Here is a 23,399-nt window from a genome sequence, read left to right as displayed (position 1 = left end):
TTAATAAGCCAAGGGAAACACCGTCAATCGAGCGAGCCGGGATCTGTGCGGTCACCGAACAGCTTAGGCAAACAGTTGCGCACTCAGCTCGCGGCTGGCGCTGAGCATGCTCGGCAAAAAGCGCTGCTCCAACTCGCTGCGGCTGACCCGCCCGGCGTGGGTGCTGACATTCAGCGCGGCCAACACCTGGCCAGACGCGTCATACACCGGTACCGCGATGGAACGCAGGCCCTGCTCCAGTTCCTGGTCGACAATGCACCAGCCCTGCTGACGCACCTGTTGCAGGCATTCGAATAACGCTTGCGGCGTGGTCAGGGTGCGGCTGGTCTTGGTTTGCAGGTCGGCATGGTCGAGGTAATCCTGCAGCGAGGCATCGTCGAGGGCGGCCAGCAGAATGCGGCCCATGGACGTGCAATACGCAGGCAAGCGCCCGCCTACCGACAGGTCAACCGAGATCAGGCGCTGAGTGGTGGCGGAGCGGGCGATATAGAGAATGTCATCGCCTTCCAGGGTCGCCATGTTGCAGGCTTCATGCAGTTGCTCGCTCATGCGGTCCAGATAAGGCTGGGCCGACACAGCCAGCGGTGTGGACGACAGATAGGCGTGACCGAGGGTCAGCACCTTGGGCAACAACGAATAGGTGCGCCCGTCCGTGGTGGCATAGCCGAGCTTGATCAAGGTATGCAGGCAACGGCGCACGGCGGCGCGGGGAATTTCCGTGCGGTGGCTGATCTGGGCGATGGTCAGGTGACGCTTGCGCTCCTGGAACGCCTGCACCACGGCCAGGCCACGGGCCAGGGACGTCATGAAATCCGGATCACCGGTGAACGCCTGGATACGCTTGGCCGGAGAAGCCACGATCGGCGGCGCCACTGATGCAAAGGAGTTGCGCAATTGATCGTTCATTTCAAAGGGCCTTCTCTTGTTATCACCACGGGAGGTTGGCGGCTATTACAAGCCGTGCCGGTCGCACCGCACAAGCCAGCGGCGGCAACATTGGGCGATTATCGGACGATCATGCGATTATCGCAATTTGGCGCCAGCCCCACCCGCTAACGTTTCAGATTTGCCTGATGCACCTGCAAAGTGCGCACGCTTACCCTGCCAACAGAATGAATACAGACATGAAGATGACGGCGTTCACAAATAAGGCGGCGGTATGTAACAAACTCCAGACACGTCGTTGACGCTTTTTAACTTCATGATGATAGTGTTATTCAAATGCGCCGCTATAATGCAACCCGTGCAGAGGTCAGCCCGGTATCACCATCGGGAGTGGAGCTCACCAGGCATTGCAGGCTGCGGGCAACGCCGGTCACAAGTACTCGCTTAAAAGAACGGCCCTCAGGCCCGTGTACCAACTTGAACGGTTCGACTGTTTTATTTGGCATCGCCCGAGCACGACTTTCAGGCATGACGCTGCGCAATCAATAACCTCAACTCAATTAGGTAATACTGTGACGAAAGATGAACTGCGCGCGGAACTTGAGCGCCAGGAGCAACGTTACAAGGATGTCTACGGCGGGGAAGTCACCACCTACGCCGCGCAACCCGAGCCGGAACGTAAGCCATGGCGTAAACGTGCCAGCCTGCTGGACCAGGCATTTGCCCAGGAAATCCAAAAGATCGAGCAGGAACTCAAGACCGAGGAGCCATAAGCGCTTCGGTTCGAGCCTCAAGGGTCGTGCTGTCTCTGCCGGTGCAGTACTGGCAGAGGGCACCTGCTTTAGCGTCCGCTGGTCAGTAACCTACATCCACCTACGAAATTTCATACAAATGTTTCAGGCATGGCGTTTTCATGACAAAAGCCCGCCTTCTGCGGCCTGCGCTTTATAAATCAAAGACTTGCCAAAGCCCCGAAAACCCTGGGATGCGTGCGTCTTGTCGCGTTTTTTTCCAGGAAGATTGTTACCGATGAGCAGCTAATGCATCGATTACTGATGTTTTCTGGCATAATCGCGCCCCCTTACGACCGGGTCAGAAAACCTTCATGATCGATTTATTCAGCGGACTGGATGCTTGGGTTCTCGTGAGCCTGTTGCTCGCCCTGGCCTTTGTCCTCGCCTTCGAGTTCATCAATGGCTTTCATGACACCGCTAACGCGGTGGCCACAGTCATCTATACCAAAGCCATGCCGCCACACTTGGCCGTGTTCTTCTCCGGGGTGTTCAATTTCCTCGGCGTATTGCTCGGTGGTGTCGGTGTCGCGTACGCCATCGTGCACTTGCTGCCGGTGGAGTTGCTGATCAATGTGAACACCGGCCATGGTTTGGCAATGGTCTTCTCGTTGTTGGCGGCGGCAATCACCTGGAACCTGGGCACCTGGTACTTCGGTATCCCCGCCTCCAGCTCCCACACCCTGATCGGCTCGATCCTCGGTGTCGGCCTGGCCAACGCGTTGATCAACGACATCCCCCTGGCTGACGGTGTGAACTGGCAGAAGGCCGTGGATATCGGCGCGTCGCTGGTGTTCTCACCGATGGCGGGCTTCCTGGTCGCCGCCCTGGTGCTGATCGGCCTGAAGTGGTGGCGCCCGCTGTCGAAGATGCACAAGACCCCGGACCAGCGCCGCAAACTTGACGACAAAAAGCACCCGCCGTTCTGGAACCGCCTGGTCCTGGTGATTTCGGCCATGGCTGTGAGCTTCGTGCACGGCTCCAACGATGGCCAGAAAGGCATCGGCCTGATCATGCTGGTGCTCATCGGTATCGTGCCGGCGCAGTTCGTATTGGACCTGGGCAGCACCACCTACCAGATCGAACGCACCCGCGACGCCACCCTGCATCTGAACCAGTTCTACCAGCGCAACCACGAGACCCTCGGTGAGTTCCTGGCCCTGGGCAAAAGCGTGAAGGATGACCTGCCGGGCAAGTTCCGCTGCAACCCGCAGCAGACCGAACCGACGATCAACGCGCTGCTGGGCACCCTCAAGGGCGTCTCGGACTACCACTCGCTGACGGCCGACCACCGCATCGAAGTGCGTCGTTACCTGCTCTGCCTGGATGACACCGCGAAGAAAGTCGGCAAGCTGCCAGGCCTGGACTCCCGTGAGAAGTCCGACCTCGACAAGCTGCGCAAAGACCTGACCGCCACCACCGAGTACGCCCCGTTCTGGGTGATCCTCGCGGTCGCACTGGCCCTGGGCCTGGGCACCATGGTGGGCTGGAAGCGCGTGGTGCTGACCATCGGTGAGAAGATCGGCAAGCAAGGCATGACCTATGCCCAGGGCATGTCGGCGCAAATCACCACGGCCACCATGATCGGCTTTGCCAATATCTTCGCCCTGCCAGTGTCCACCACTCACGTCCTGTCTTCTGGCGTGGCGGGCACGATGGTTGCCAACAAAAGCGGCCTGCAAGGTGGCACGGTCAAGACCATCCTGATGGCTTGGGTATTGACCTTGCCAGCGACCGTAGGCCTCTCGGCCGGGTTGTTCTGGCTGGCGTCCAAGGCATTGGGCAACTGATAGCCAGCCGGCAATAAAAAAGGTGCGATCCGCGAGGGTCGCACCTTTTTTTATGTTCCAAGCGCACCGTAGTCCACCTGTGGCAAGGCATCTTGCCCCCGGTGGCGACCGGACAGCCGACACATACCTACCTGACGCCAAGCGATCAAACTGTGGGAGCTGGCTTGCCTGCGATGGCGGCCCGCCAGCCGACGCCTATCTACCTGACACCCTAGAAAGCAGTGAAGGATATATAAGCATCGCAGGCAAGCCAGCTCCCACCACTGATGTGCAACCGAATTAAAACGGGATCAGCCGCCGATGATCTTCATGATCGTGGCACCGCCGGAAAACGCCACTTCCTGCTTGTCAGCCAAGGCTTTCATCAACAAGCCCTGCAACGCCGGCAACGCCTGGTGACGCGGTTGATCGAGCAAGTCACCGACATAATGGCGATTGCTGGACGACAGGCACCCATGCAGCCAACCGGTGGAGGACAATCGCAACCGCGAACAGGTGCGGCAGAAGGGTACGCTCTCGTTGGCGATCACGCCGAAGAAGCCCTTGCCCGGCACTTCATAACGTACCGCTGTCGCATCGACGGGCGCGTTGGCTTGCAGGTATTCATGTTGCTCCCCGATCAAGCTGAGCAGCTGTTGCAAGCTGACGAACTGTTGCAGGAATGCGTTGGAGTCTTTGGCCAGGTGGCCCATGCGCATCAGTTCGATAAAGCGCAGCTCGTAGCCACGCTCCAGGCAGTAATCGAGCAGCGGCATCACCTGGTCCAGGTTCTGGCCGCGCAACGGCACCATGTTGACCTTGATCTTGATCCCGGCAGCACTGGCCTGATCCATGCCATCGAGCACCGTGGCCAGGTCGCCGCCACGGGCGATGCTGCGGAAAGCATCGGCATCCAGGGTATCGAGGGAGACATTGATACGCCGAATGCCGGCAGCCACCAGCAACGGCAGTTTGCGCGCCAGCAGTTGGCCGTTGGTGGTCAGGCTGATGTCGCTCAGGCCCATCTGCCCTACCGCGCCCATGAAGGCTTCCAGCTTGGGGCTGACCAGCGGCTCACCGCCAGTAATGCGCAAGCGCTCGATACCCGCCGCTTCGATCAGGTACGCCACGCCTCGGGCCATAGCTTGGGCCGACAGTTCATCCTGGGCAGCCACCAGCCGCTTGCCGTCGGGCACGCAATAGGTACACGCATAATTGCAGGCTGAAGTCAGGCTGATCCGCAAATTGCGAAAACGCCTGCCTTGACGATCAACGATCATGGATCACTCCGGCAGAGGATAATTCGGGCGCGCTAAAAGCTGACTCATAACTCAGCTTTTAGCAAGATCCTTGCCTGAGTATATTCCTGGGTTACGGCGACTGGCAGCAAATCATTGCGCCATCACTGTGGCGAATACCTTACGTGGCAGCGGTTTCGCCGCTCTTCTCGGCGCCCGGCAGTTCCGGGCTGTGCTTGCGCTTGTTGCCCATGCGCACGCCGATGTCCATCAGGAATTGGAAGAAACCTTCCTGGTCTTCCAGCACATTGCTCCAGAACGGCGAGTGGTACAGCGCCACAGCGCCATGCACCAGGGCCCAGGCGGCGCAGTAGTGGAAATACGGAGGCACGTCTTCAAGCTTGCCTTCGCTGATACGGCCCTTGATCAGCAGGGTCAGTCGTTCGAAGTTCGAGGCGCGGATCTTGTGCAGTTCCTCGACCATCTCCGGCACTTGGTGACCTTTGACCACCTTCTCTTCCAGGCGGTCGAACAGGCGATAGCGCTGGGGGTCACGCATGCGGAACTCGAAGTAAGCGCGGGACAGGGCTTCCTTGTCTTTGTCGACATCGGCCGAGTGCAGCAACGCGTTCAAATCGCGCTCGTAGTCGAGCATCAGGCGCAGGTAGATTTCGGCCTTGGATTTGAAGTGTTTGTAGATCGTGCCTTTGCCGATACCCACGGCATCCGCAATCATCTCGACGGTGACGCTGTCTTCACCTTGTTCGAGGAACAGCTTGAGCGCGGTGTCGAGAATTTCCTGCTCACGGCGGCGAAACTCACGGACCTTACGGGGTTCTTTGTGCATGAGGAAGAGTCTGCAAAGGTCGGAAATAGGGAGGGTTGCGCAGCGCCATGGATACGTGGCGATACGATTTACCCGGTGCGAGGGATTATCCCGACTGAGCGGTCGTTGGGCAATGTCTATGTGAACCCGTCAGGCACATAACTTTCAATGCGCCAACGATTTCGTGGTTATCAGTCAGAAATAATACGCAACACCTGAACCTGCCCATCAGCGCAATGAGAACTCAAGCGAAGGCGGCGTATTCCAAATCTGTTTAAAAAACGATCAATCACGACTGGACTGAATGGGATAGTGGTCAATACTTCAACTGTCGGCGCGACATCTCCCCCAAGTGACGCGTCGACCTGGGTACCGACGGACTGCGTGCCCTTGTTTTACTCCTAATGGTCTTAGCCCGGATTCACCCCCCAGAACCCGGGTTTTTTTTGCCTGCGATTCGGCCGCTTTAACCTGCTACGTGGGCCAGTGGAAACAGGCGCTTGAAGTTCTCGGTGGTCTGCTCGGCGAAGCGCTCGTAGGATTCGCCGCGCAGCATCGCCAGGTAATCCGCCACGTCACGTACATATTCGGGCAGGTTCGGCTTGCCGCGATGGGGGATGGGCGCCAGGTACGGCGAGTCGGTTTCCACCAGCAGGCGGTCGGCGGGCACCTGGCGGGCCACGTCACGCAGCGCGTCGGCATTACGGAAGGTGACGATGCCCGACAGGGAAATATAGAACCCCAGGTCCAGGGCGGCCTTGGCCATGTCCCAGTCTTCGGTAAAACAATGCAACACGCCAGCCTGCGGCAACGCGGCTTCACGCAGCAAGGCCAGGGTATCGGCACGGGCGCCTCGGGTGTGGACGATCACCGGTTTGCCCGTCTGCTGGGCGGCTTGCAGGTGCAGGCGGAACGAGGCCTGCTGCAACTCGGCAGCTTCAGGCTCGTAGTGGTAGTCCAGGCCGGTTTCGCCAATGGCCACGACGCGCGGGTGGTTAAGTTCGCCCAGTAGCCAGTCGAGCGCCGGGGCCTCGCCCGGCTTGAGGTCCAGCGGGTGGATGCCCACCGAGCAATCGACGTCGGCGTAGCGATCAGCCAGGGCTTTGACGTCGGCGGCATTGTCGGCGCTGACGCCAATGCACAGGAAGTGCCCGACCCCACGCTGGCGGGCAGCTTCAAGGGCGGCGTCGAGGGAGCCGCCGTGCTGGGCAAGGTCGAGGCGATCAAGGTGGCAATGGGAATCTACGAGCATAGGAATCAGGGCTTAAGTCATAAAAGAGGTAGGGCCAACGATACACCCGTCGGCCACGGAATTTAACGGCGCCCGAGCAGGCCTACCCACTGCACCAGCAATGCCTCAAGCAACAACACGCGGTTGAGGTTGGCCTTGCCGAGAACTTTCTGGCGCTGGGCGAGGATCCAGTCCTGGATGTTCAGCACTTTGTCCTGAGCACTTTTTTGCGCCAGGTATTGCACGACCTTGCGCATATCCGCCAGGCCCAGGCCGCTCTCATCCTGGGTAAGCTGATAGCGCAGGATCAGGCTGGACCAGTCGCAGAACCAGTCGAACAGCAGCAACAGCGGAATATCTTTCCAGGCGCTTTCGGCCAGTTGCGTGGCGGACAACTCCTGTTTGAGCAGTTTCTTCACGCCATCCACGACCAGTGCACGCTGTTCGCGCACGCCCTGGGCCTGCAGCTTCACCGCCGCCAAGGGCGAACCGGCCGCCAGGGTCAGCAACTCGCCGCGTTCTTCTGCGCTGCATTCCGGCAACGCCTGCGCCAGCCATTGCAGGCTCATGGCTTCGCTGGGCAACGGGCAAGCCTGCTGCACGCAACGGCTGCGAATGGTCGGCAACAAGCGGCTGGACTGGTGGCTCACCAGCAATAGCACGGTATCGCCGGACGGCTCTTCAAGGCTTTTGAGCAAGGCGTTGGCCGCGTTGATGTTCATCGCCTCGACCGGCTCGATCAGCACCACTTTGCGCCCACCCATCTGCGCGGTCTGCACCACGAAGCTGACCAGGTCGCGCACCTGGTCGACCTTGATGGCCTTGTCCGCTTCCTCGGGTTCCAGCACATAGTTGTCCGGGTGACTGCCAGCCTTGAGCAACAGGCAGGACTTGCACTCGCCACACGCTTCCAGGTTGACCGGGCGTTGGCACAACAGGCTGCCCATCAGGCGTTCGGCGAGATGGCGCTTACCGATGCCCACCGGCCCATGCAGCAGATAGGCGTGGGCGTGCTGCGCGCGCCCCGCCAGTTGCTGCCAGAGGCCGTCCTGCCACGGGTAGGACTCAGCCACGGCTACGCTCCAACAGAGCGGGCAACAGCGCGTCGATCGCCTGCTGCACCTGGCTCAGCGGCTGGGCGGCGTCCAACAGGTAATAACGTGCGGGCTCTGCCTTGGCGCGCTGCAGGAAAGCACTGCGCACCGCATCAAAAAAGGCCAGGCCTTCCAGCTCGAAACGGTCCAAGCGGCCCCGCGCACTGGCGCGGGCCATGCCTACTTCCACCGGCAGGTCGAACAACAGGGTCAGGTCGGGGCGCAGATCGCCTTGCACGAAGGTTTCCAGGGTGGCGATGCGCTCCATGGACAAGCCTCGGCCCCCACCCTGGTAGGCGTAGGTGGAATCGGTAAACCGGTCGCAGATCACCACGGCACCCCGCGCCAGGGCCGGGCGAATCACTTCGGCCAAGTGCTGGGCCCGGGCGGCAAACACCAGGAGCAACTCGGTGTCCGCGTTCATCGGTTCGTCACCCGGGGCCAACAGCACTTCACGGATGCGTTCGGCTAAAGGCGTACCGCCCGGCTCACGGGTCAGCACCACCTCGATGCCCTGCGCACGCAGGCGCTCGGCCAGGTAGTCACGGTTAGTGCTTTTGCCCGCGCCTTCCGGGCCTTCCAGGGTAATAAACAAGCCAGTCACAGGCAGTCCTTAGTCAGAGTCATTGCGGGCTTTGCGGCGCGGTAGTGTCCGGCGCGGGCTCGATCGGTGCGTCGAGGGTGGGTGCATCGCTGGAAGGTGCCGCATCTTCCAGCGGTTTCACCACCGGCGCCGGGCTGGAACGGTAATCGGCACGGCGCTTGAGCTGGAACTCACGCACGGCGGCATTATGCGCATCCAGGTTATCCGAGAATATATGGCTGCCATCGCCACGGGCGACGAAATACAGGCTGCTGCCCGGCACCGGGTTCAGCGCGGCATGGATCGCCTCGCGGCCGACCATCGCGATGGGCGTAGGCGGCAGGCCGGCGACCATGTAGGTGTTGTAGGGGTTGGCTTCCTTGAGGTGGGCACGGGTCAATTTACCGTTGTAGCGCTCACCCAGGCCGTAGATCACGGTGGGGTCGGTCTGCAGCAGCATACCGATCTTCAGGCGACGCACGAACACACCGGCAATCTGCCCGCGCTCCTGGGGCACACCGGTCTCCTTTTCCACCAGCGACGCCATGATCAGCGCTTGGTAAGGGTCGGTATAGGGCGCGTCGGCGGCACGCTTGCTCCACTCCTGGGCGAGTACATCGTCCAGGCGGTTGTAGGCTTTTTTCAGGAATTCGACATCGGTCATGCCGCGGACAAAACGGTAAGTATCGGGGAAGAACCGCCCTTCAGGGAACACACCTGGGTGGCCGAGCTTATCCATCACTTCGCTGTCCGTCAGGCCCGCCAGGGTCTGCACGATCTTTTCATGCTTGGCCAGGGCGGTGCGCACCTGACGGAAATTCCAGCCCTCCACCAAGGTCAGGCTGTACTGCACCACTTCGCCGCGCTGCCACAGGCCGATCAAACCCTCAGCGGTAAGGCCCGGACTCATGCGGTACTCACCGCTGTGCAGCGGCTGGCCTTCGAGGTTGAAGCGCCAGTACAGGCGCAACCAAAAGGCATCGTCGAGCACGCCGTCGGCTTCCAGACGATTGAAGGTGCCGGTCGGCGTAGCGCCAGCGGGTACGTCGAGCAACTGCTCCTGAGGCAGCTTCAGGGGCTGCTTGAGGGCAGAGTCGAGTTTCCAGGCCGAAAAGCCCACGAGCAACGCCGCCGAGACCAGGCTGATCTGCAGCAGTAACACCAGTTTTCGTATCAACTCAAATATCCAATAGCGCGCGAACAATGCCCTGCAGTTTACGGGTGAGCGGCCCAACCGGCCAGCTCATCGCAGCGCAGCCACGCACCGGCCAAATGCCATATACGCTGTTGCAGACGAAGACTTCATCGGCCTGTTGCAACTGCTCAACACTGATGTCGGCCACAGCCACCGGGACGCCCAGCGCTTGTGCCTGGGCCAGCACTTCGGCGCGCATTACGCCGGCAACGCCACAACGGCTCAGATCAGCGGTTAGTAACAAGCCGTTGCGCACCAGGAAAAGGTTGCTGAATATGCCTTCGATCACCCGACCAGACATGTCCAGCATCAGGCCTTCGGCATGTTCGGTATCTTGCCATTCGGCACGCGCGATCACCTGCTCCAAACGATTGAGGTGCTTGATACCAGCCAGCAGCGGCTGCTGCGCCAAACGCGTGGCACACGCAAACAGGCGGACGCCTTCGACTTCATGAGTGGGTGGGTAAACAGCGGGCGCACTGCCCTGCAAGATGCGGCGCACCGGCGCGCCAGGGTTGATGCCATAACCGCGCAAGCTGTCGCCACGGGTGAGGATCAATTTGAGAATCCCGTCGCCAAGGGCAGTGGCGAAGGTCAGCACTTCGTGGCGAATCAACCCGTGATCCACCGCCAATGCCAAGCGCCTGCAACCCTCTTCCAGGCGTTGCAGGTGACGGTCGAGCAGCAACGGCTGCCCGGCCTTGACGGCGATGGTCTCGAACACCCCATCGCCATACGCCAGGCCGCGATCTTTCAGGGGCACGTTGTCCGCTGGCTGACCGTCGACCCAGCTGTGCATCACTCGGCGAACCGGCGGAACACCAGGGAACCGTTGGTGCCACCGAAACCGAACGAGTTGGAAATCGCCACGTCGATCGGCATGGGTTGCGCTTCGTGGGGCACGAAGTTCAGGTCGCAGCCTTCGTCCGGCTCATCAAGGTTGATGGTCGGCGGAGCGACCTGATCCCTGATTGCCATCACACTGAAGATCGCCTCGACCGCGCCCGCCGCACCCAACAGGTGGCCGGTCATGGACTTGGTGGAGCTGACCGCCAGCTTGTAGGCATGCTCACCGAACACCGACTTGATGGCCTCGGCTTCCGCCAGGTCGCCAGTCGGGGTCGAAGTGCCATGGGCGTTGATGTACTGCACCTGGTCGGGGTTGACCTTCGCATCGCGCAGGGCATTGGTGATGCAACGCGCAGCACCCGCTCCGTCGGACGGCGGTGAAGTCATGTGGTACGCGTCACCGCTCATGCCGAACCCGATCAGTTCGGCGTAGATGGTGGCGCCACGCGCCTTGGCGTGCTCCAACTCTTCAAGCACCAGAGCACCGGCACCGTCGGACAGCACGAAGCCGTCACGGCCTTTGTCCCACGGACGGCTGGCACGGGTCGGTTCGTCATTGCGGGTCGACAGTGCACGGGACGCGCCGAAGCCGCCCATGCCCAGGCCGCACGCGGCCATTTCGGCGCCGCCGGCGATCATCACGTCAGCTTCGTCGTACGCGATGTTGCGTGCCGCCATGCCAATGCAGTGGGTGCCGGTGGTGCACGCCGTGGCGATTGCGTAGTTAGGTCCCTGTGCCCCCAGGTGGATGGACAGGAAGCCGGAAATCATATTGATGATCGAGCCCGGTACGAAGAACGGTGAAATTCGACGTGGGCCAGTCTCATGCAGCGTACGGCTGGTTTCTTCGATATTGGTCAGACCGCCAATACCCGAACCCATGGCCACGCCGATGCGGTCACGGTTGGCGTCGGTGACTTCCAGGCCGGCGTTACGCACTGCCTGAAAACCGGCAGCCAGGCCGTACTGAATGAACAGGTCGAGCTTGCGGGACTCTTTGATCGAGAGATATTCCTCGACATTGAAGCCCTTTACCGAGCCGCCAAAACGGGTGGAATAGGCAGAAAGGTCCGTATGTTCGATCAGACCAATACCACTGCGGCCAGCCAGAATGCCCTCCCAACTGCTCGGCACATCCGTACCCAGTGGCGACAACATACCCATACCGGTGACTACGACGCGTCTACGCGACACAGCACTCTCCTTTTTCTAATGACGACACTTTTTCATCGCCGCTAAAGAAAAAACCGCACGCCGTTACAGCAGTGCGGTTTTTCCCTGACAGCAAGCGACGACTACAAACTATTACGCCTGGTGGCTAGTAACGTAGTCGATGGCAGCTTGAACAGTAGTGATTTTTTCAGCTTCTTCGTCCGGGATTTCGGTCTCGAATTCCTCTTCCAGAGCCATCACCAGCTCAACGGTGTCAAGGGAATCGGCACCCAGGTCTTCTACGAAGGAAGCAGTGTTGACCACTTCTTCTTCCTTAACGCCCAGTTGCTCGGCGACGATTTTCTTGACGCGCTCTTCGATGGTGCTCATACCTTGTTTAACTCCTAATGGACAAATTCAGGCAGCTGGCCAGTGGGTAAGTGTATAGAAAGCCATTTCAGCTTTTCAACTGAAAGCTTCACCCTGTACCCGGTCGGCCACCTGCCTATAAATTAAGTTGCAGCTTTATAACGGATTTTAGACAGCTCGTATGACATTTTTTTGAAGCGATCCGTCACAATTTAACTCATGTACATCCCGCCGTTAACCGGGATTGTAGCCCCAGTCACGTATGCCGCACCGTCAGATGCCAGGAAAGTGACCACATTCGCGATCTCTTGGGCCTGGCCCAGACGGCCCAGCGGAATCTGCGTCAGCAAGGCTTCGCGCTGTGCTTCCGGCAGTTCGCGGGTCATATCGGTGTCGATGAACCCAGGGGCCACCGAGTTGACCGTAATCGACCGCGAGCCGACTTCACGCGCCAGTGCGCGGCTGAAACCTTCCAGGCCGGCCTTGGCAGAGGCATAGTTTACTTGGCCTGCGTTGCCCATGGCACCCACTACGGAGCCAATATTGATAATTCGGCCCCAACGCGCCTTGGTCATGCCGCGCAAAACGCCCTTGGACAGGCGAAACAGACTGTTCAGGTTGGTATCGACCACGTCGTACCACTCGTCGTCTTTCATGCGCATCATCAGGTTGTCACGGGTGATCCCGGCGTTATTCACCAGGATAGCCGGTGCACCGAACTGAGCAGTGATCTGGGCCAGTACGGCGGCCACGGACTCATCGCTGGTCACATTCAGTTCAAGCCCGGTGCCTTGCACGCCGTTTTCCTTCAAGGTCGCGGCGATACGCTCGGCGCCCGAGGCAGAGGTGGCGGTGCCGATCACAACGGCGCCCTGACGGCCCAGCTCCAGGGCGATGGCCTGGCCAATGCCACGGCTTGCGCCGGTAACCAGTGCAACTTTACCTTGCAGACTCATGCAGGCTTCTCCTAAGTACGGGATTCAGGCCAGTGCCGCTTGAGCGGCAGCGAAGGCTTCAGGGGTATTGAGGTTGGCGGTCGACACACCGTCGGCGCAGCGCTTGTTCAAACCGGCCAGGACCTTGCCCGGGCCGCACTCGACCAGTTCGGTGGCACCGTTGGCGGCCAGGGTCTGGACCGATTCAACCCAGCGCACTGGCTTGTACAGTTGCTCCAGCAGGTCGCGCTTGAGGGTGTCGAGGTCGGCGGCCACGGCCGCGCTGACGTTCTGCACCAGCGGGATCTGCGGCGCCTGCCAGTTGATGGCCGCGATAGACTCGGCAAAACGCTCGGCCGCCGGGCGCATCAGTTCGCAGTGGGACGGTACGCTCACCGGCAATGGCAGCGCTCGTTTGGCGCCACGGGCCTTGCAATTCTCGATGGCGCGCTCGACAGCCGCCTTGGCACCGGCGATCACCACCTGGCCTGGAGAGTTGAAGTTCACCGCGCTGACCACTTCGCCCTGGGCCGCTTCGGCGCAGGCCTCGATCACCACCGCGTCGTCCAGGCCCAGGATAGCGGCCATGCCGCCCTGCCCGGCCGGAACGGCTTCTTGCATCAGTTGACCACGACGCTCGACCAGCTTGACCGCTTCAGCCAAGGTCAGGCTGCCCGCAGCCACCAGGGCGCTGTACTCGCCCAGGCTGTGACCCGCGACAAAGGCAGGGCGTGCGCCGCCTTCTGCCAGCCACAAGCGCCACAGGGCGATCGAAGCGGTGAGGATGGCCGGCTGGGTTTTATCGGTTTGGTTGAGCAGCGCTTCCGGCCCTTGCTGGGTCAGTGCCCACAGGTCATAACCCAGGGCGTCGGAAGCTTCCTTGAAGGTGTCCAGGACCAGCGGAAATTGCGCGCCCAGCTCGGCCAACATGCCGAGGGACTGCGAACCCTGCCCTGGAAAGACGAATGCGAGGGATGTAGACATGTAACAAGCCCCTAATGATCTGGTCGTCAAAAATGCTCGCGCCTACGGTGGGAGCGAACGAAACTGACAGATTGGATGGTCAATTGAACTGGCCGGTCACATTTAAGCACTCCCGGGCCAATTCGCCTAAGGCAACAGATCCTCAAGACGGCCGTGCAAGCGTTGCGGCAGGTTCTCTTGAATCTCGATCAAGGCCCGTGCAATTGCACTTTGGAAACCCAGCACACCGGCCGAGCCATGGCTTTTTACCACAATGCCCTGCAAACCAAGAAAGCTTGCACCGTTGTGCCGTGCCGGCGCCAAGTCGGCCTGCAGGCGTCGCATCAGGGGCAGCGCGAGGGCACCCACCATACGTGACGCCAGGTTGCGCTTGAACAAAGCTTCAATACGCGTGGCAATCATAGTTGCCAGGCCTTCGCTGGACTTGAGCAGGATATTACCGACAAAGCCATCACACACCACCACGTCAGCTTCGCCGCGGTACAAACCATCACCCTCGACAAAGCCGATGTAGTTCAAACCCCGCGCGCCTTGCAACAAGGTGGCGGCAAGCTTGACCTGCTGGTTGCCCTTGATGTCCTCGGTACCGATATTCAGTAGGGCCACTCTTGGCCGGGCCACGCCCAGCGCTTCAGCGGCCACCGAACCCATTACGGCGAACTGCAACAGGTGCTCGGCGCTGCAATCGACATTGGCGCCCAGGTCCAGCAACTGGCAATAGCCCTTCTGCGTCGGGATCGCCGCCACCATCGCCGGCCGATCAATACCTGGCAAGGTTTTGAGCACATGCCGCGACAAGGCCATCAACGCGCCTGTGTTGCCGGCACTGACGCAGGCTTGCACCTTGCCATCACGCAACAGCTCAAGGGCTACCCGCATTGAAGAATCGGGTTTGCCACGCAGGGCAACCGCCGGCTTTTCATCCATGCCAATGGTTTCGCTGGCTGGCGTAATCGTCAGGCGCGCGCGATCCACCGCCGGATGGCTGGCAATCAGTTCTTCAAGTAGGGAGGGTTGACCGACGAGGGTCAGGTGCAGCGAGGGCGTGGCAGACAGGCTGGCAATGCAGGCCTGAACAATGCTGCGGGGACCGAAGTCCCCGCCCATTGCGTCAATCGCGATGACTTGAGCAGACAAGTGATTACTCGTCAGCGCCCTTGTCGATCACTTTACGGCCACGGTATACGCCTTCTGGCGATACGTGGTGACGCAGGTGAACTTCACCAGTGGTCTTTTCCACAGACAGGGTGCTAGCCTCGAGAGCGTCGTGCGAACGGCGCATGTCACGGGCGGAGCGGGATTTTTTGTTCTGCTGAACAGCCATAATTGATTAACTCCTAAACGTTTGGGTCACGCTTTAACTGCGCCAATACACTGAACGGGTTGGACCGCGTTACCTCGTCCTCGCTCGGCTCGGCCTCGTCATCGAGACCCTCCGGCTGCTGGCATTCTTCCGGATGATGAGCAGGCACAATGGGCAAGGCGAGCAAAAGCTCCTCCTCGATCAGTGCATGCAGATCCAATGGATCTTCGCCCAGTTCCAGCACGTCATAACCTTTCGGCAACGACTGGGTATTCGCACCCTCTTTCACCACAGCATAACTGCATTCGCTGTGGATCGGCAGGGTGACCAGCTCAAGACAACGCTGGCAAACCATTTTGACTTCGGTGTCGATAACGCTGTGGATTACCACAGATTTACGTTCATCTCGTTCAAAAACGAATTGTGCCTGCACCGTACCGACAGTGTCGGAAAGCGGGTCGCAGAGTCTCTCCAAATCGGCCAGCAGCACTTCACCTTGAAGGGTGGTGCCACGATCAGCCAATTTGCGCGGGTCAACGTGAGGTGGAATCGGGTCATTCAACATAGGCGCAGCATTATAGGGATGCACCCGGCCATGTCAAAGGAAATTCAGCCCTGTGCGTCAGCCGGTCACGTCGCTAGAATCGGCGGCTGTCTTGAGGAGACGTATATGCTGCCTTTATTACTCGCGTCCAGCTCGGTTTATCGCCGGGAATTACTGACCCGCCTGCACCTGCCGTTCACCTGCAGCTCGCCGGACATCGACGAAAGCCACCGCCCGGATGAGTCCGCCATCGAACTGGTCAAGCGCTTGGCCGAGCAAAAGGCCCGCGCCCTCGCCGCCAGCCATCCGGGCCATTTAATCATTGGCTCGGATCAGGTCGCTGCACTGGAAGGCCGGATCATCGGCAAGCCCCACACCTTCGAAAACGCTCGCGAGCAATTACTGGCTGCCAGCGGCAAGCGGGTGAGCTTCCTTACTGGCCTGGCACTGCTCAACAGCGAGACTGGGCACTGCCAGGTGGACTGCGTGCCGTTCACAGTACACATGCGCAAACTGGATGCAGAGCGTATTGAGCGCTACCTGCGGATCGAGCAGCCTTATGACTGTGCGGGCAGTTTCAAGGCAGAAGGGCTAGGTGTGAGCTTGTTCCAGAGCACTGAGGGGCCGGATGCGACCAGCCTTGTAGGACTGCCGCTGATTCGACTGGTGGACATGTTGCTGAGCGAGGGCGTACAGATCCCTTGAAACCATCATAAAACCATGTGGGAGCTGGCTTGCCTGCGATAACGGTGTGTCAGCCGACACTTATATCGACTGATCCATCACTATCGCGGGCAAGCCCGCTCCCACAGTTTATCTACAGCAAGCTTGGAATTTCAGCGCAGGGATGGACCTTGAAAGCCCATGTACAGGGCTATCTTCTCCGCCACGCTAGCACCGAGCTTTTTGGAGAAGCGATCAAACGGCGATTCCTCAACCGTAAAATCCACCAACTCCTTCTCACCCACTACATCCCGCGCCACCGAGCTGGCGCTGCCCAAGCCGTCAACCAAGCCCAGCGGCAATGCCTGCTCGCCCGACCAGACCAGGCCGGAGAACAGCTCCGGATGCTCTTTATCTTTCAAGCGATCCCCACGCCCCTGCTTGACGCTGGCAATGAACTGACGATGAGTAGTGTCGAGAACGCCCTGCCAGAACGCGGTTTCATCCGCCTTCTGCGGCTGGAAAGGATCGAGGAACGACTTATGCTCACCCGAGGTGTAGGTGCGACGCTCTATCCCCAGCTTCTCCATGGCACCGACAAAGCCGTAACCAGCCGCCGTCACACCGATAGACCCCACCAGGCTGGCCTTGTCGGCATAGATCTGGTCTGCGGCGCTGGCAATGTAATAAGCACCCGAAGCACCCAGGTCGGAGATCACCGCGTAGAGCTTGGTATCCGGATGCAGAGCGCGCAGGCGACGAATCTCGTCATACACATAGCCCGACTGCACCGGGCTGCCGCCTGGGCTGTTGATACGCAGGACCACGCCCTTGACCTTGGGATCCTCAAACGCCGCGCGCAGGCTGGTGACGATATTGTCGGCGCTGGCGGGCTCTTTATCTGCAATCACTCCGCGCACCTCGATCAAGGCGGTGTAATGACTGCCGCGGGTGGCGCTCTTTTCCATGTCCATCAACGGACTGAACAGCGCCAGCATCCCAAGCAGGTACACAAAGGTCAGCAGCTTGAAAAATATACCCCAGCGCCGCGAACGCCGCTGCTCCTGGACGCTGGCCAGGAGGGTCTTTTCCAGCAGCTTCCAGCTCTTATCATCACTGCTTTCGGCCTTTTCAGGCGCTTTCCACTCGTCACTCATGCCATCAACCCCAGCAAAGACTTATCGGGCCCGGCTGAGCCAGGCCTGCAGTTCGGAAAAATGATCAATCGTCAGTCTCGGTTCGTATTGCTGCAACGCCTCGGCAGACTGGGCGCCATAGCTGACGGCGACACTGTCCATGCCCGCATTGCGCGCCATCATCAGGTCGAAAGACGCATCGCCCACCATCAGTGCCTCGCGTGGCGTTACGCCACAGTGCGCAAGGATCTGCTCCAGCATCAAAGGATGGGGCTTGCTGGCGGTTTCATCCGCAGCACGGGTGATATCAAAGTAATCTTCCCAGCCGTGGGCCTTGAGCACACGGTCCAGACCGCGACGAGCCTTGCCAGTGGCGACCGCCAGGTGATACCCCTGGGCACGAAACGCTTCCAGCGATTGCACCACGCCTTCAAACAGCGGCGAAGGCGTAGCTTCCAGCGCGATGTAGTGGTCGGCGTAGTGCTCGCGAAACGCTAACAGCTCGGCGTCGCTGATGTCGGGGTACAGGGTGCGAATGGCTTCAGGCAAGCCCAAGCCGATAATGCCCTTGACTGCCAGGTCCGTGCACAAGTCAAAGCCCGAGCGGGTCGAGGCCATGTGCATGGACTCGACGATGCGGCCAATGGAGTTGGCCAGCGTCCCGTCCCAATCGAAGATCAGCAGCTTGTAGTCAAGGTGCGACACTCAAACGCTCCACGGTCTTGGCCCACATTTCATCGACCGGCGCCTGCAGTTTCAGCTCACCGCCATCGGGCAGCGGCACGGTGAGCATGTAGGCGTGCAGGAAAAGCCGCTTACCGCCCAGGTCGCGAATTTCCTTGGAGAAATCCTCGTCGCCGTACTTGGTGTCACCGGCGATGCAGTGACCTGCATGCAGGGTGTGCACCCGAATCTGGTGGGTGCGCCCGGTCACCGGCTTGGCCTCGACCATGGTGGCAAAGTCCCCGAAGCGACGCAGCACCTTGAACAGGGTCAGGGCTTCTTTGCCCTCCTCATCCACTTCGACCATGCGCTCGCCGGAGCGCAGGTTGCTCTTTTGCAACGGCGCACGCACGCTCTTGATCGAACTGGCCCAGTTGCCGCGCACCAGCGCCATGTAGCGTTTGTCCACGCCATCGCCACGCAGGGCGGTGTGCAGATGGCGCAACATGCTGCGCTTCTTGGCGATCATCAGCAGGCCAGACGTGTCGCGGTCCAGGCGATGAACCAACTCCAGCTCCTTGCAATCGGGGCGCAACTGACGAAAGGCTTCGATCACGCCGAAGTTCAAGCCACTGCCGCCGTGAACCGCAATGCCACAGGGCTTGTTGATCACGATCAGCTTGTTGTCTTCGAACACAATCGACGCTTCCAGGCGCTGCAACAGGCCTTGGGCCAGCGGCACCGGCTCGTCGCGCTCAGGCACGCGCACGGGCGGCACACGGACGATATCGCCCGCCTGCAGCTTGTACTCAGGCTTGATGCGCCCCTTGTTCACGCGCACTTCGCCTTTACGCAAGATGCGGTAAATCAAGGTCTTGGGCACGCCTTTGAGCCTGGCCAGGAGAAAATTGTCGATGCGTTGGCCGGCATATTCCGGCGAGACCTCAAGCAGCTGGACGCTGGGGGTCGGGGGGGCGGTAGTCGTCATGGCGGCGATGATAACAATTTTTTATGGAATTGAAGCACTTAATCATTACTGCTATAGTCGCGAACGCCGCCAAAAGCGGCCTGGACAGAGGACATGCGGCAAACTGCCGGCCCTGACCATCGCAATTCATCAGGACGCGAGGCCGTCCTACGGGGCTTTCGCCACCTAGGAAGGCTCAAGATTGTAACGAGCGCAGGTGACATGAGGCCTGAAGCGAGTGCAGAAAGCAGAGTGAATACTCGCCTTTTGCGCCGATATTTACGGCCAGTTCACAAAGTGCAGTCAGTTTTGAGCCAGACCATGGCGGATGCTTCGGAAACAACGCCTGTTAAGAGCTGAGTGAGAGCGCAACCGCCCACACCTAGTCTTGTTTAGCCATGAGCGTGGACTCCCCATTGGAGAACACGGTAAATGCCAACCCGCTGCGGATTCTGCGCGCGGCAGCACCCGAATTATCAGGGATACGTGTAGGGTGGAGATGCACAACCGTCGGACTGTGTAGCACTAGGCTTGTTTCAGACGCTTCATCTCGTCCACAGTCGCCGGTTGATTCCTCCTCCTGACCTTAGCTTTTGTTGAAGTGGTGCCTTTGTCACCACCGCTAACGAGCAGGACGCGTCCGTCGCGATACCGGCCCAATTGGCCGATTTTGCTGGACACTGGAGTGGCCAACCACTCTTGACGCACCTGACACCGACCGTGAGAAGTCGTGTGTGCCGAACGCCGTTTCCGGCAGCCCGGAAACCGACGGTACAACATGAAAAGAATGCTGATTAACGCAACTCAACCCGAAGAGTTGCGTGTTGCACTGGTAGATGGCCAACGCCTCTACGACCTGGACATCGAATCCGGTGCACGCGAGCAGAAAAAGGCCAACATCTATAAAGGCCGTATCACTCGCATCGAACCGAGCCTTGAGGCTGCCTTTGTCGATTTCGGCTCCGAGCGCCACGGCTTCCTGCCCCTTAAAGAAATCTCCCGCGAATACTTCAAGAAAGCCCCCGAAGGCCGCGTGAACATCAAGGACGTCCTGAGCGAAGGCCAGGAAGTCATCGTCCAGGTCGAAAAAGAAGAACGTGGCAACAAGGGCGCGGCCCTGACCACCTTCATCAGCCTCGCCGGTCGTTACCTCGTACTGATGCCGAACAACCCACGTGCCGGCGGTATTTCCCGTCGCATCGAAGGCGAAGAGCGCAACGAACTGCGTGAAGCGCTGAACGGCCTGATCGCACCGGCCGACATGGGCCTGATCGTGCGCACTGCCGGCCTTGGCCGCAGCAGCGAAGAAATGCAGTGGGACCTCGATTACCTGCTGCAACTGTGGACCGCTATCAAAGAAGCGTCGCTGGATCGTTCCGCGCCATTCCTGATCTACCAGGAAAGCAACGTGATCATCCGCGCCATCCGCGACTACCTGCGCCAGGACATCGGCGAAGTACTGATCGACAGCGTTGAAGCCCAGGACGAAGCCCTGACCTTCATCCGCCAGGTGATGCCGCAGTACGCCAGCAAGATCAAGCTGTACGAAGACAGCGTGCCACTGTTCAACCGTTTCCAGATCGAAAGCCAGATCGAGACCGCCTTCCAGCGCGTGGTCGAACTGCCTTCCGGCGGCTCCATCGTGATCGACCCGACCGAAGCCCTGGTGTCCATCGACATCAACTCGGCGCGCGCGACCAAAGGCAGCGACATCGAAGAAACTGCCCTGCAGACCAACCTGGAAGCGGCTGAAGAAATCGCCCGCCAGCTGCGCCTGCGTGACATCGGCGGCCTGATCGTCATCGACTTCATCGACATGACCCCAGCCAAGAACCAGCGCGCCGTGGAAGAGAAAGTCCGCGAATGCCTGGAAGCTGACCGCGCTCGCGTGCAAGTCGGCCGCATCTCGCGCTTCGGCCTGCTGGAAATGTCCCGTCAGCGCCTGCGCCCATCCCTGGGCGAGAGCAGCGGCATCGTCTGCCCGCGTTGCAACGGCACCGGCATCATCCGTGACGTTGAATCGCTGTCCCTGGCGATTCTGCGCCTGATCGAAGAAGAAGCCCTGAAAGACCGTACCGCCGAAGTTCGCGCACAAGTGCCGATTCCGGTTGCAGCCTTCCTGCTCAACGAAAAACGCAACTCGATCACCAAGATCGAACTGCGCACCCGTGCCCGTATTGTCATCCTGCCGAACGATCACCTCGAAACGCCGCACTTCGAAGTCCAGCGCTTGCGTGATGACAGCCCGGAAGCCCACAGCGGCCAGTCCAGCTATGAAATCGCCGCGGCTGCCGCCGAAGTCGAAGAAGTCCAGCCAGCCGCTGCGACCCGCACCCTGGTTCGCCAGGAAGCGGCCGTGAAGACTGCGCCGGCCCGCGCCAACGCACCGGTACCGACCGAAGCTGCCGCCCCGGTTACCGCGCCGGCCGCCCTGCCTGAGCCAAGCCTGTTCAAGGGCCTGGTGAAGTCGCTGGTCAGCCTGTTCGCCACCAAGGAAGAGCCTGCTGCCCCGGTTGTGGTTGAAAAACCTGCCACCGAGCGCCCGGCGCGCAATGAAGAACGTCGCAACGGTCGCCAGCAGAGCCGTAACCGCAATGGCCGCCGTGACGAAGAGCGCAAGCCTCGCGAAGAACGTGCCCCGCGTGAAGAACGCGCACCACGTGAAGAGCGTGCGCCTCGCGAAGCCCGTGAAGACACCCCGACCGTAGCCCGTGAAGAACGTGCACCGCGTGAAGAGCGCGCCCCACGTACCCCACGCCCCCCGCGTGAAGATCGCAAGCCACGTGGCGAGCGTGAAGAACGTGTGCGTGAACTGCGCGAGCCTCTGGACGCGGCACCTGCCGCTGCCGCTGCCGCAGCCGTTAGCGCCGAAGAACGCCCGGCCCGCCAGCCGCGTGAAGAGCGCGCACCCCGCGAAGAGCGCCAACCGCGCCCGCCACGTGAAGAGCGTCAACCACGCGCCGAGCAAGCCGCTGCCGCCAGCGAAGAAGAAGTACTGACCGGTGAAGAGCAACTGCAGGAAGACGGCCAGGACAACGCCGAAGGCGATCGTCCACGCCGCCGCTCCCGTGGCCAGCGTCGTCGCAGCAACCGTCGTGAGCGTCAACGCGATGCCAACGGCAACGTGATCGAAGGCTCGGAAGAAGCCGGCGAAAACGCAGAAGCTGCCAACAACGAACCAACAGGCGCCGAACTGGCTGCCGGCTTGGCCGTTACCGCTGCTGTTGCCAGCTCGGTCATCAGCGCCCCCGCTGAAGCCCAGGCTCACGAGCAAGCCGAACGCGCTACCGCTGCCGTCGAAGACACTGTTGCCGTAGAAGCGCCAGCCGCCGAAATCCCAGCGGTCGAAGCGCCGGTTGTTGAAGCGCCAGTCGTTGAAGCCACAACCCCTGTCGAAGCCCCAGTGGTTCCGGAAGTGGAAGTTGCCCCGGTTCGCGATGCACAACCAGAAACCGAAGTGGTTGCCGTTGAACCGGCTCCAGTGGTTGAGCCTCAGCCAGTAATCGAAGCGGCTGTAGAAGCTCCGGTAGTCGAAGAAGCAGCCCCGGCCGTGCGTGAAGTTCGTGAAGAACAGACCGCCTTCCAGTGGACCGCCGAACCGGCTGCCCCGGTTGAAGCGCCAGCACCTGCCCCAGTGGTAGAAGAAGCGCCAGCACCGGTTGCCGAGGTCGTCGCCGAGCCAGCCCCAGTGGTTGAGCCGACGCCGGTTGCGGAGCCTGCGCCCGTGGTTGAAGTTGAAGCCCCGGTGGTTGCCGAAGTGGCCGCCCCTGTGGTTGAAGCTGCACCTGCAAGCGCCCTCACCGAAAACGGCCGCGCGCCGAACGACCCACGTGAAGTGCGTCGTCGCCGCAAGGAAGCCGAAGCTGCTGCAGCCGCAGCCCAGGCGGTAGCGCACAAGGCCCCGGAAACAGAGCACGAGCCTAAACCCCTCGTCTGATTCCAACCGCCACTAAAAAGCCCCGCCTGAGTGATCAGGCGGGGCTTTTTTATGGCTGGCTATCTCGACTTGAAATGCAATCACTGTGGGAGCTGGCTTGCCTGCGATAGCGGCGGTGACTGACACACCGCTATCGCAGCATAGGTATCTACACTCGACGGTAACCACGATGCGAAGCGAGCCGCTCTTGATCTTGATCTGCTTGTGATCTTGATCTGCTTGTGATCTTGATCTCAAGCGCCCCGTTAAACCACGCTGGCCGAACGCAGGCTTGAATTCGTGGGT

22 protein-coding genes and 1 pseudogene are annotated in these 23,399 nt (G+C 60.4%); 4 read left to right on the top strand and 19 right to left on the bottom strand.

Features of this window, described 5'->3' with window-relative positions; genetic code table 11:
- Nucleotides 1–63: 63 nt before the first annotated feature.
- Nucleotides 64–906 carry a pca regulon transcriptional regulator PcaR gene (pcaR, locus tag DK871_RS15885; protein ID WP_003189296.1) on the bottom strand — a complete coding sequence of 281 codons (843 nt, stop codon included), beginning with the start codon at nt 904–906 and terminating at the stop codon, nt 64–66.
- Between the two features lie 551 nt (nt 907–1,457).
- On the opposite strand from pcaR, the gene DK871_RS15880 reads away from it, so the two are divergent.
- Nucleotides 1,458–1,658, top strand: a complete 201-nt coding sequence (locus DK871_RS15880) for a hypothetical protein (RefSeq protein ID WP_003189295.1) — start codon at nt 1,458–1,460, stop codon at nt 1,656–1,658.
- 332 nt (nt 1,659–1,990) lie between these two features.
- Nucleotides 1,991–3,466, top strand: a complete 1,476-nt coding sequence (locus DK871_RS15875; protein ID WP_003189291.1) for an inorganic phosphate transporter — start codon at nt 1,991–1,993, stop codon at nt 3,464–3,466.
- A 290-nt stretch (nt 3,467–3,756) separates the two neighbouring features.
- Here DK871_RS15875 and DK871_RS15870 read toward each other — a convergent pair whose 3' ends face one another.
- The 14 genes from DK871_RS15870 to DK871_RS15805 all read right to left on the bottom strand — a co-directional run bounded on the left by DK871_RS15870 (nt 3,757) and on the right by DK871_RS15805 (nt 15,769).
- Nucleotides 3,757–4,725 carry a GTP 3',8-cyclase MoaA gene (locus DK871_RS15870; RefSeq protein ID WP_161905704.1) on the bottom strand — a complete coding sequence of 323 codons (969 nt, stop codon included), beginning with the start codon at nt 4,723–4,725 and terminating at the stop codon, nt 3,757–3,759.
- A 139-nt stretch (nt 4,726–4,864) separates the two neighbouring features.
- On the bottom strand, nt 4,865–5,530 hold the full coding sequence (locus DK871_RS15865; protein WP_161905703.1) for a TetR/AcrR family transcriptional regulator: 666 nt from the start codon (nt 5,528–5,530) through the stop codon (nt 4,865–4,867).
- 445 nt (nt 5,531–5,975) lie between these two features.
- Nucleotides 5,976–6,761 carry a TatD family hydrolase gene (locus DK871_RS15860; protein WP_161905702.1) on the bottom strand — a complete coding sequence of 262 codons (786 nt, stop codon included), beginning with the start codon at nt 6,759–6,761 and terminating at the stop codon, nt 5,976–5,978.
- A gap of 62 nt (nt 6,762–6,823) precedes the next feature.
- Entirely contained in the window at nt 6,824–7,813 is a 990-nt protein-coding gene (locus tag DK871_RS15855) for a DNA polymerase III subunit delta' (protein WP_032893125.1), read from the bottom strand.
- Nucleotides 7,806–8,438, bottom strand: coding sequence for a dTMP kinase (gene tmk, locus DK871_RS15850; RefSeq protein ID WP_161905701.1), 633 nt, complete (start codon nt 8,436–8,438; stop codon nt 7,806–7,808). The genes DK871_RS15855 and tmk overlap by 8 nt, the downstream gene beginning before the upstream one ends.
- Before the next feature lie 19 nt (nt 8,439–8,457).
- Nucleotides 8,458–9,594: an endolytic transglycosylase MltG gene (gene mltG, locus DK871_RS15845; RefSeq protein WP_161905700.1), complete on the bottom strand. Its 1,137-nt coding sequence runs from the start codon at nt 9,592–9,594 to the stop codon at nt 8,458–8,460.
- Between the two features lies 1 nt (nt 9,595).
- Nucleotides 9,596–10,411 (bottom strand): aminodeoxychorismate lyase, encoded by an 816-nt coding sequence (gene pabC, locus DK871_RS15840; protein WP_161905699.1) that lies wholly within the window; start codon nt 10,409–10,411, stop codon nt 9,596–9,598.
- Nucleotides 10,411–11,655: a beta-ketoacyl-ACP synthase II gene (gene fabF, locus DK871_RS15835; protein ID WP_003189277.1), complete on the bottom strand. Its 1,245-nt coding sequence runs from the start codon at nt 11,653–11,655 to the stop codon at nt 10,411–10,413. Before fabF ends, pabC begins: the two co-directional genes overlap by 1 nt.
- A gap of 111 nt (nt 11,656–11,766) precedes the next feature.
- Nucleotides 11,767–12,003, bottom strand: a complete 237-nt coding sequence (gene acpP / locus DK871_RS15830) for an acyl carrier protein (RefSeq protein WP_003175607.1) — start codon at nt 12,001–12,003, stop codon at nt 11,767–11,769.
- A gap of 191 nt (nt 12,004–12,194) precedes the next feature.
- A complete protein-coding gene (gene fabG, locus DK871_RS15825; RefSeq protein WP_003189275.1) occupies nt 12,195–12,938 on the bottom strand; it encodes a 3-oxoacyl-ACP reductase FabG in 744 nt (247 codons plus the stop codon).
- A gap of 24 nt (nt 12,939–12,962) precedes the next feature.
- Nucleotides 12,963–13,901, bottom strand: a complete 939-nt coding sequence (fabD, locus tag DK871_RS15820) for an ACP S-malonyltransferase (RefSeq protein WP_161905698.1) — start codon at nt 13,899–13,901, stop codon at nt 12,963–12,965.
- A gap of 126 nt (nt 13,902–14,027) precedes the next feature.
- Complete coding sequence (plsX, locus tag DK871_RS15815) at nt 14,028–15,038, bottom strand: phosphate acyltransferase PlsX (protein WP_082239708.1); 1,011 nt, start codon at nt 15,036–15,038, stop codon at nt 14,028–14,030.
- 4 nt (nt 15,039–15,042) lie between these two features.
- Nucleotides 15,043–15,225 (bottom strand): 50S ribosomal protein L32, encoded by a 183-nt coding sequence (gene rpmF / locus DK871_RS15810; RefSeq protein ID WP_003179396.1) that lies wholly within the window; start codon nt 15,223–15,225, stop codon nt 15,043–15,045.
- A gap of 13 nt (nt 15,226–15,238) precedes the next feature.
- A complete protein-coding gene (locus DK871_RS15805) occupies nt 15,239–15,769 on the bottom strand; it encodes a YceD family protein (protein WP_032893131.1) in 531 nt (176 codons plus the stop codon).
- 105 nt (nt 15,770–15,874) lie between these two features.
- Here DK871_RS15805 and DK871_RS15800 point away from each other — a divergent pair, with 105 nt between their 5' ends.
- Entirely contained in the window at nt 15,875–16,453 is a 579-nt protein-coding gene (locus DK871_RS15800; protein ID WP_161905697.1) for a nucleoside triphosphate pyrophosphatase, read from the top strand.
- A 131-nt stretch (nt 16,454–16,584) separates the two neighbouring features.
- On the opposite strand, the gene DK871_RS15795 is transcribed toward DK871_RS15800, so the two are convergent.
- The 3 genes from DK871_RS15795 to rluC are packed head-to-tail and all read right to left on the bottom strand — an operon-like array spanning nt 16,585 to nt 19,198.
- Nucleotides 16,585–17,568 (bottom strand): S49 family peptidase, encoded by a 984-nt coding sequence (locus DK871_RS15795; RefSeq protein ID WP_161905696.1) that lies wholly within the window; start codon nt 17,566–17,568, stop codon nt 16,585–16,587.
- Nucleotides 17,569–17,589: 21 nt separating this feature from the next.
- A complete protein-coding gene (locus DK871_RS15790; RefSeq protein ID WP_161905695.1) occupies nt 17,590–18,252 on the bottom strand; it encodes an HAD-IA family hydrolase in 663 nt (220 codons plus the stop codon).
- Nucleotides 18,239–19,198, bottom strand: coding sequence for a 23S rRNA pseudouridine(955/2504/2580) synthase RluC (rluC, locus tag DK871_RS15785; protein WP_003189264.1), 960 nt, complete (start codon nt 19,196–19,198; stop codon nt 18,239–18,241). Before rluC ends, DK871_RS15790 begins: the two co-directional genes overlap by 14 nt.
- Before the next feature lie 766 nt (nt 19,199–19,964).
- Here rluC and rne point away from each other — a divergent pair.
- Nucleotides 19,965–23,114 carry a ribonuclease E gene (gene rne, locus DK871_RS15780; RefSeq protein ID WP_161905694.1) on the top strand — a complete coding sequence of 1,050 codons (3,150 nt, stop codon included), beginning with the start codon at nt 19,965–19,967 and terminating at the stop codon, nt 23,112–23,114.
- 12 nt (nt 23,115–23,126) lie between these two features.
- Here the strand turns inward: rne and DK871_RS28775 are convergent.
- Nucleotides 23,127–23,399: pseudogene (locus tag DK871_RS28775) on the bottom strand (hypothetical protein); the annotation flags it as partial.

The organism is Pseudomonas sp. L13 (genome assembly GCF_009935965.1).
GTDB lineage: Bacteria > Pseudomonadota > Gammaproteobacteria > Pseudomonadales > Pseudomonadaceae > Aquipseudomonas > Aquipseudomonas lactis.
This window is presented reverse-complemented; position numbering and strand designations above follow the sequence as displayed.

Bases quoted from the DNA above. Each gene is read 5' to 3' on its own strand.
- pcaR (WP_003189296.1), bottom strand. From the start codon at position 906: ATGAACGATCAATTGCGCAACTCCTTTGCATCAGTGGCGCCGCCGATC.
- DK871_RS15875 (WP_003189291.1), top strand. From the start codon at position 1,991: ATGATCGATTTATTCAGCGGACTGGATGCTTGGGTTCTCGTGAGCCTG.
- DK871_RS15870 (WP_161905704.1), bottom strand. From the start codon at position 4,725: ATGATCGTTGATCGTCAAGGCAGGCGTTTTCGCAATTTGCGGATCAGC.
- DK871_RS15865 (WP_161905703.1), bottom strand. From the start codon at position 5,530: ATGCACAAAGAACCCCGTAAGGTCCGTGAGTTTCGCCGCCGTGAGCAG.
- DK871_RS15860 (WP_161905702.1), bottom strand. From the start codon at position 6,761: ATGCTCGTAGATTCCCATTGCCACCTTGATCGCCTCGACCTTGCCCAG.
- pabC (WP_161905699.1), bottom strand. From the start codon at position 10,411: ATGCACAGCTGGGTCGACGGTCAGCCAGCGGACAACGTGCCCCTGAAA.
- acpP (WP_003175607.1), bottom strand. From the start codon at position 12,003: ATGAGCACCATCGAAGAGCGCGTCAAGAAAATCGTCGCCGAGCAACTG.
- fabG (WP_003189275.1), bottom strand. From the start codon at position 12,938: ATGAGTCTGCAAGGTAAAGTTGCACTGGTTACCGGCGCAAGCCGTGGC.
- fabD (WP_161905698.1), bottom strand. From the start codon at position 13,901: ATGTCTACATCCCTCGCATTCGTCTTTCCAGGGCAGGGTTCGCAGTCC.
- rpmF (WP_003179396.1), bottom strand. From the start codon at position 15,225: ATGGCTGTTCAGCAGAACAAAAAATCCCGCTCCGCCCGTGACATGCGC.
- DK871_RS15805 (WP_032893131.1), bottom strand. From the start codon at position 15,769: ATGTTGAATGACCCGATTCCACCTCACGTTGACCCGCGCAAATTGGCT.
- DK871_RS15800 (WP_161905697.1), top strand. From the start codon at position 15,875: ATGCTGCCTTTATTACTCGCGTCCAGCTCGGTTTATCGCCGGGAATTA.
- DK871_RS15795 (WP_161905696.1), bottom strand. From the start codon at position 17,568: ATGAGTGACGAGTGGAAAGCGCCTGAAAAGGCCGAAAGCAGTGATGAT.
- rluC (WP_003189264.1), bottom strand. From the start codon at position 19,198: ATGACGACTACCGCCCCCCCGACCCCCAGCGTCCAGCTGCTTGAGGTC.
- rne (WP_161905694.1), top strand. From the start codon at position 19,965: ATGCTGATTAACGCAACTCAACCCGAAGAGTTGCGTGTTGCACTGGTA.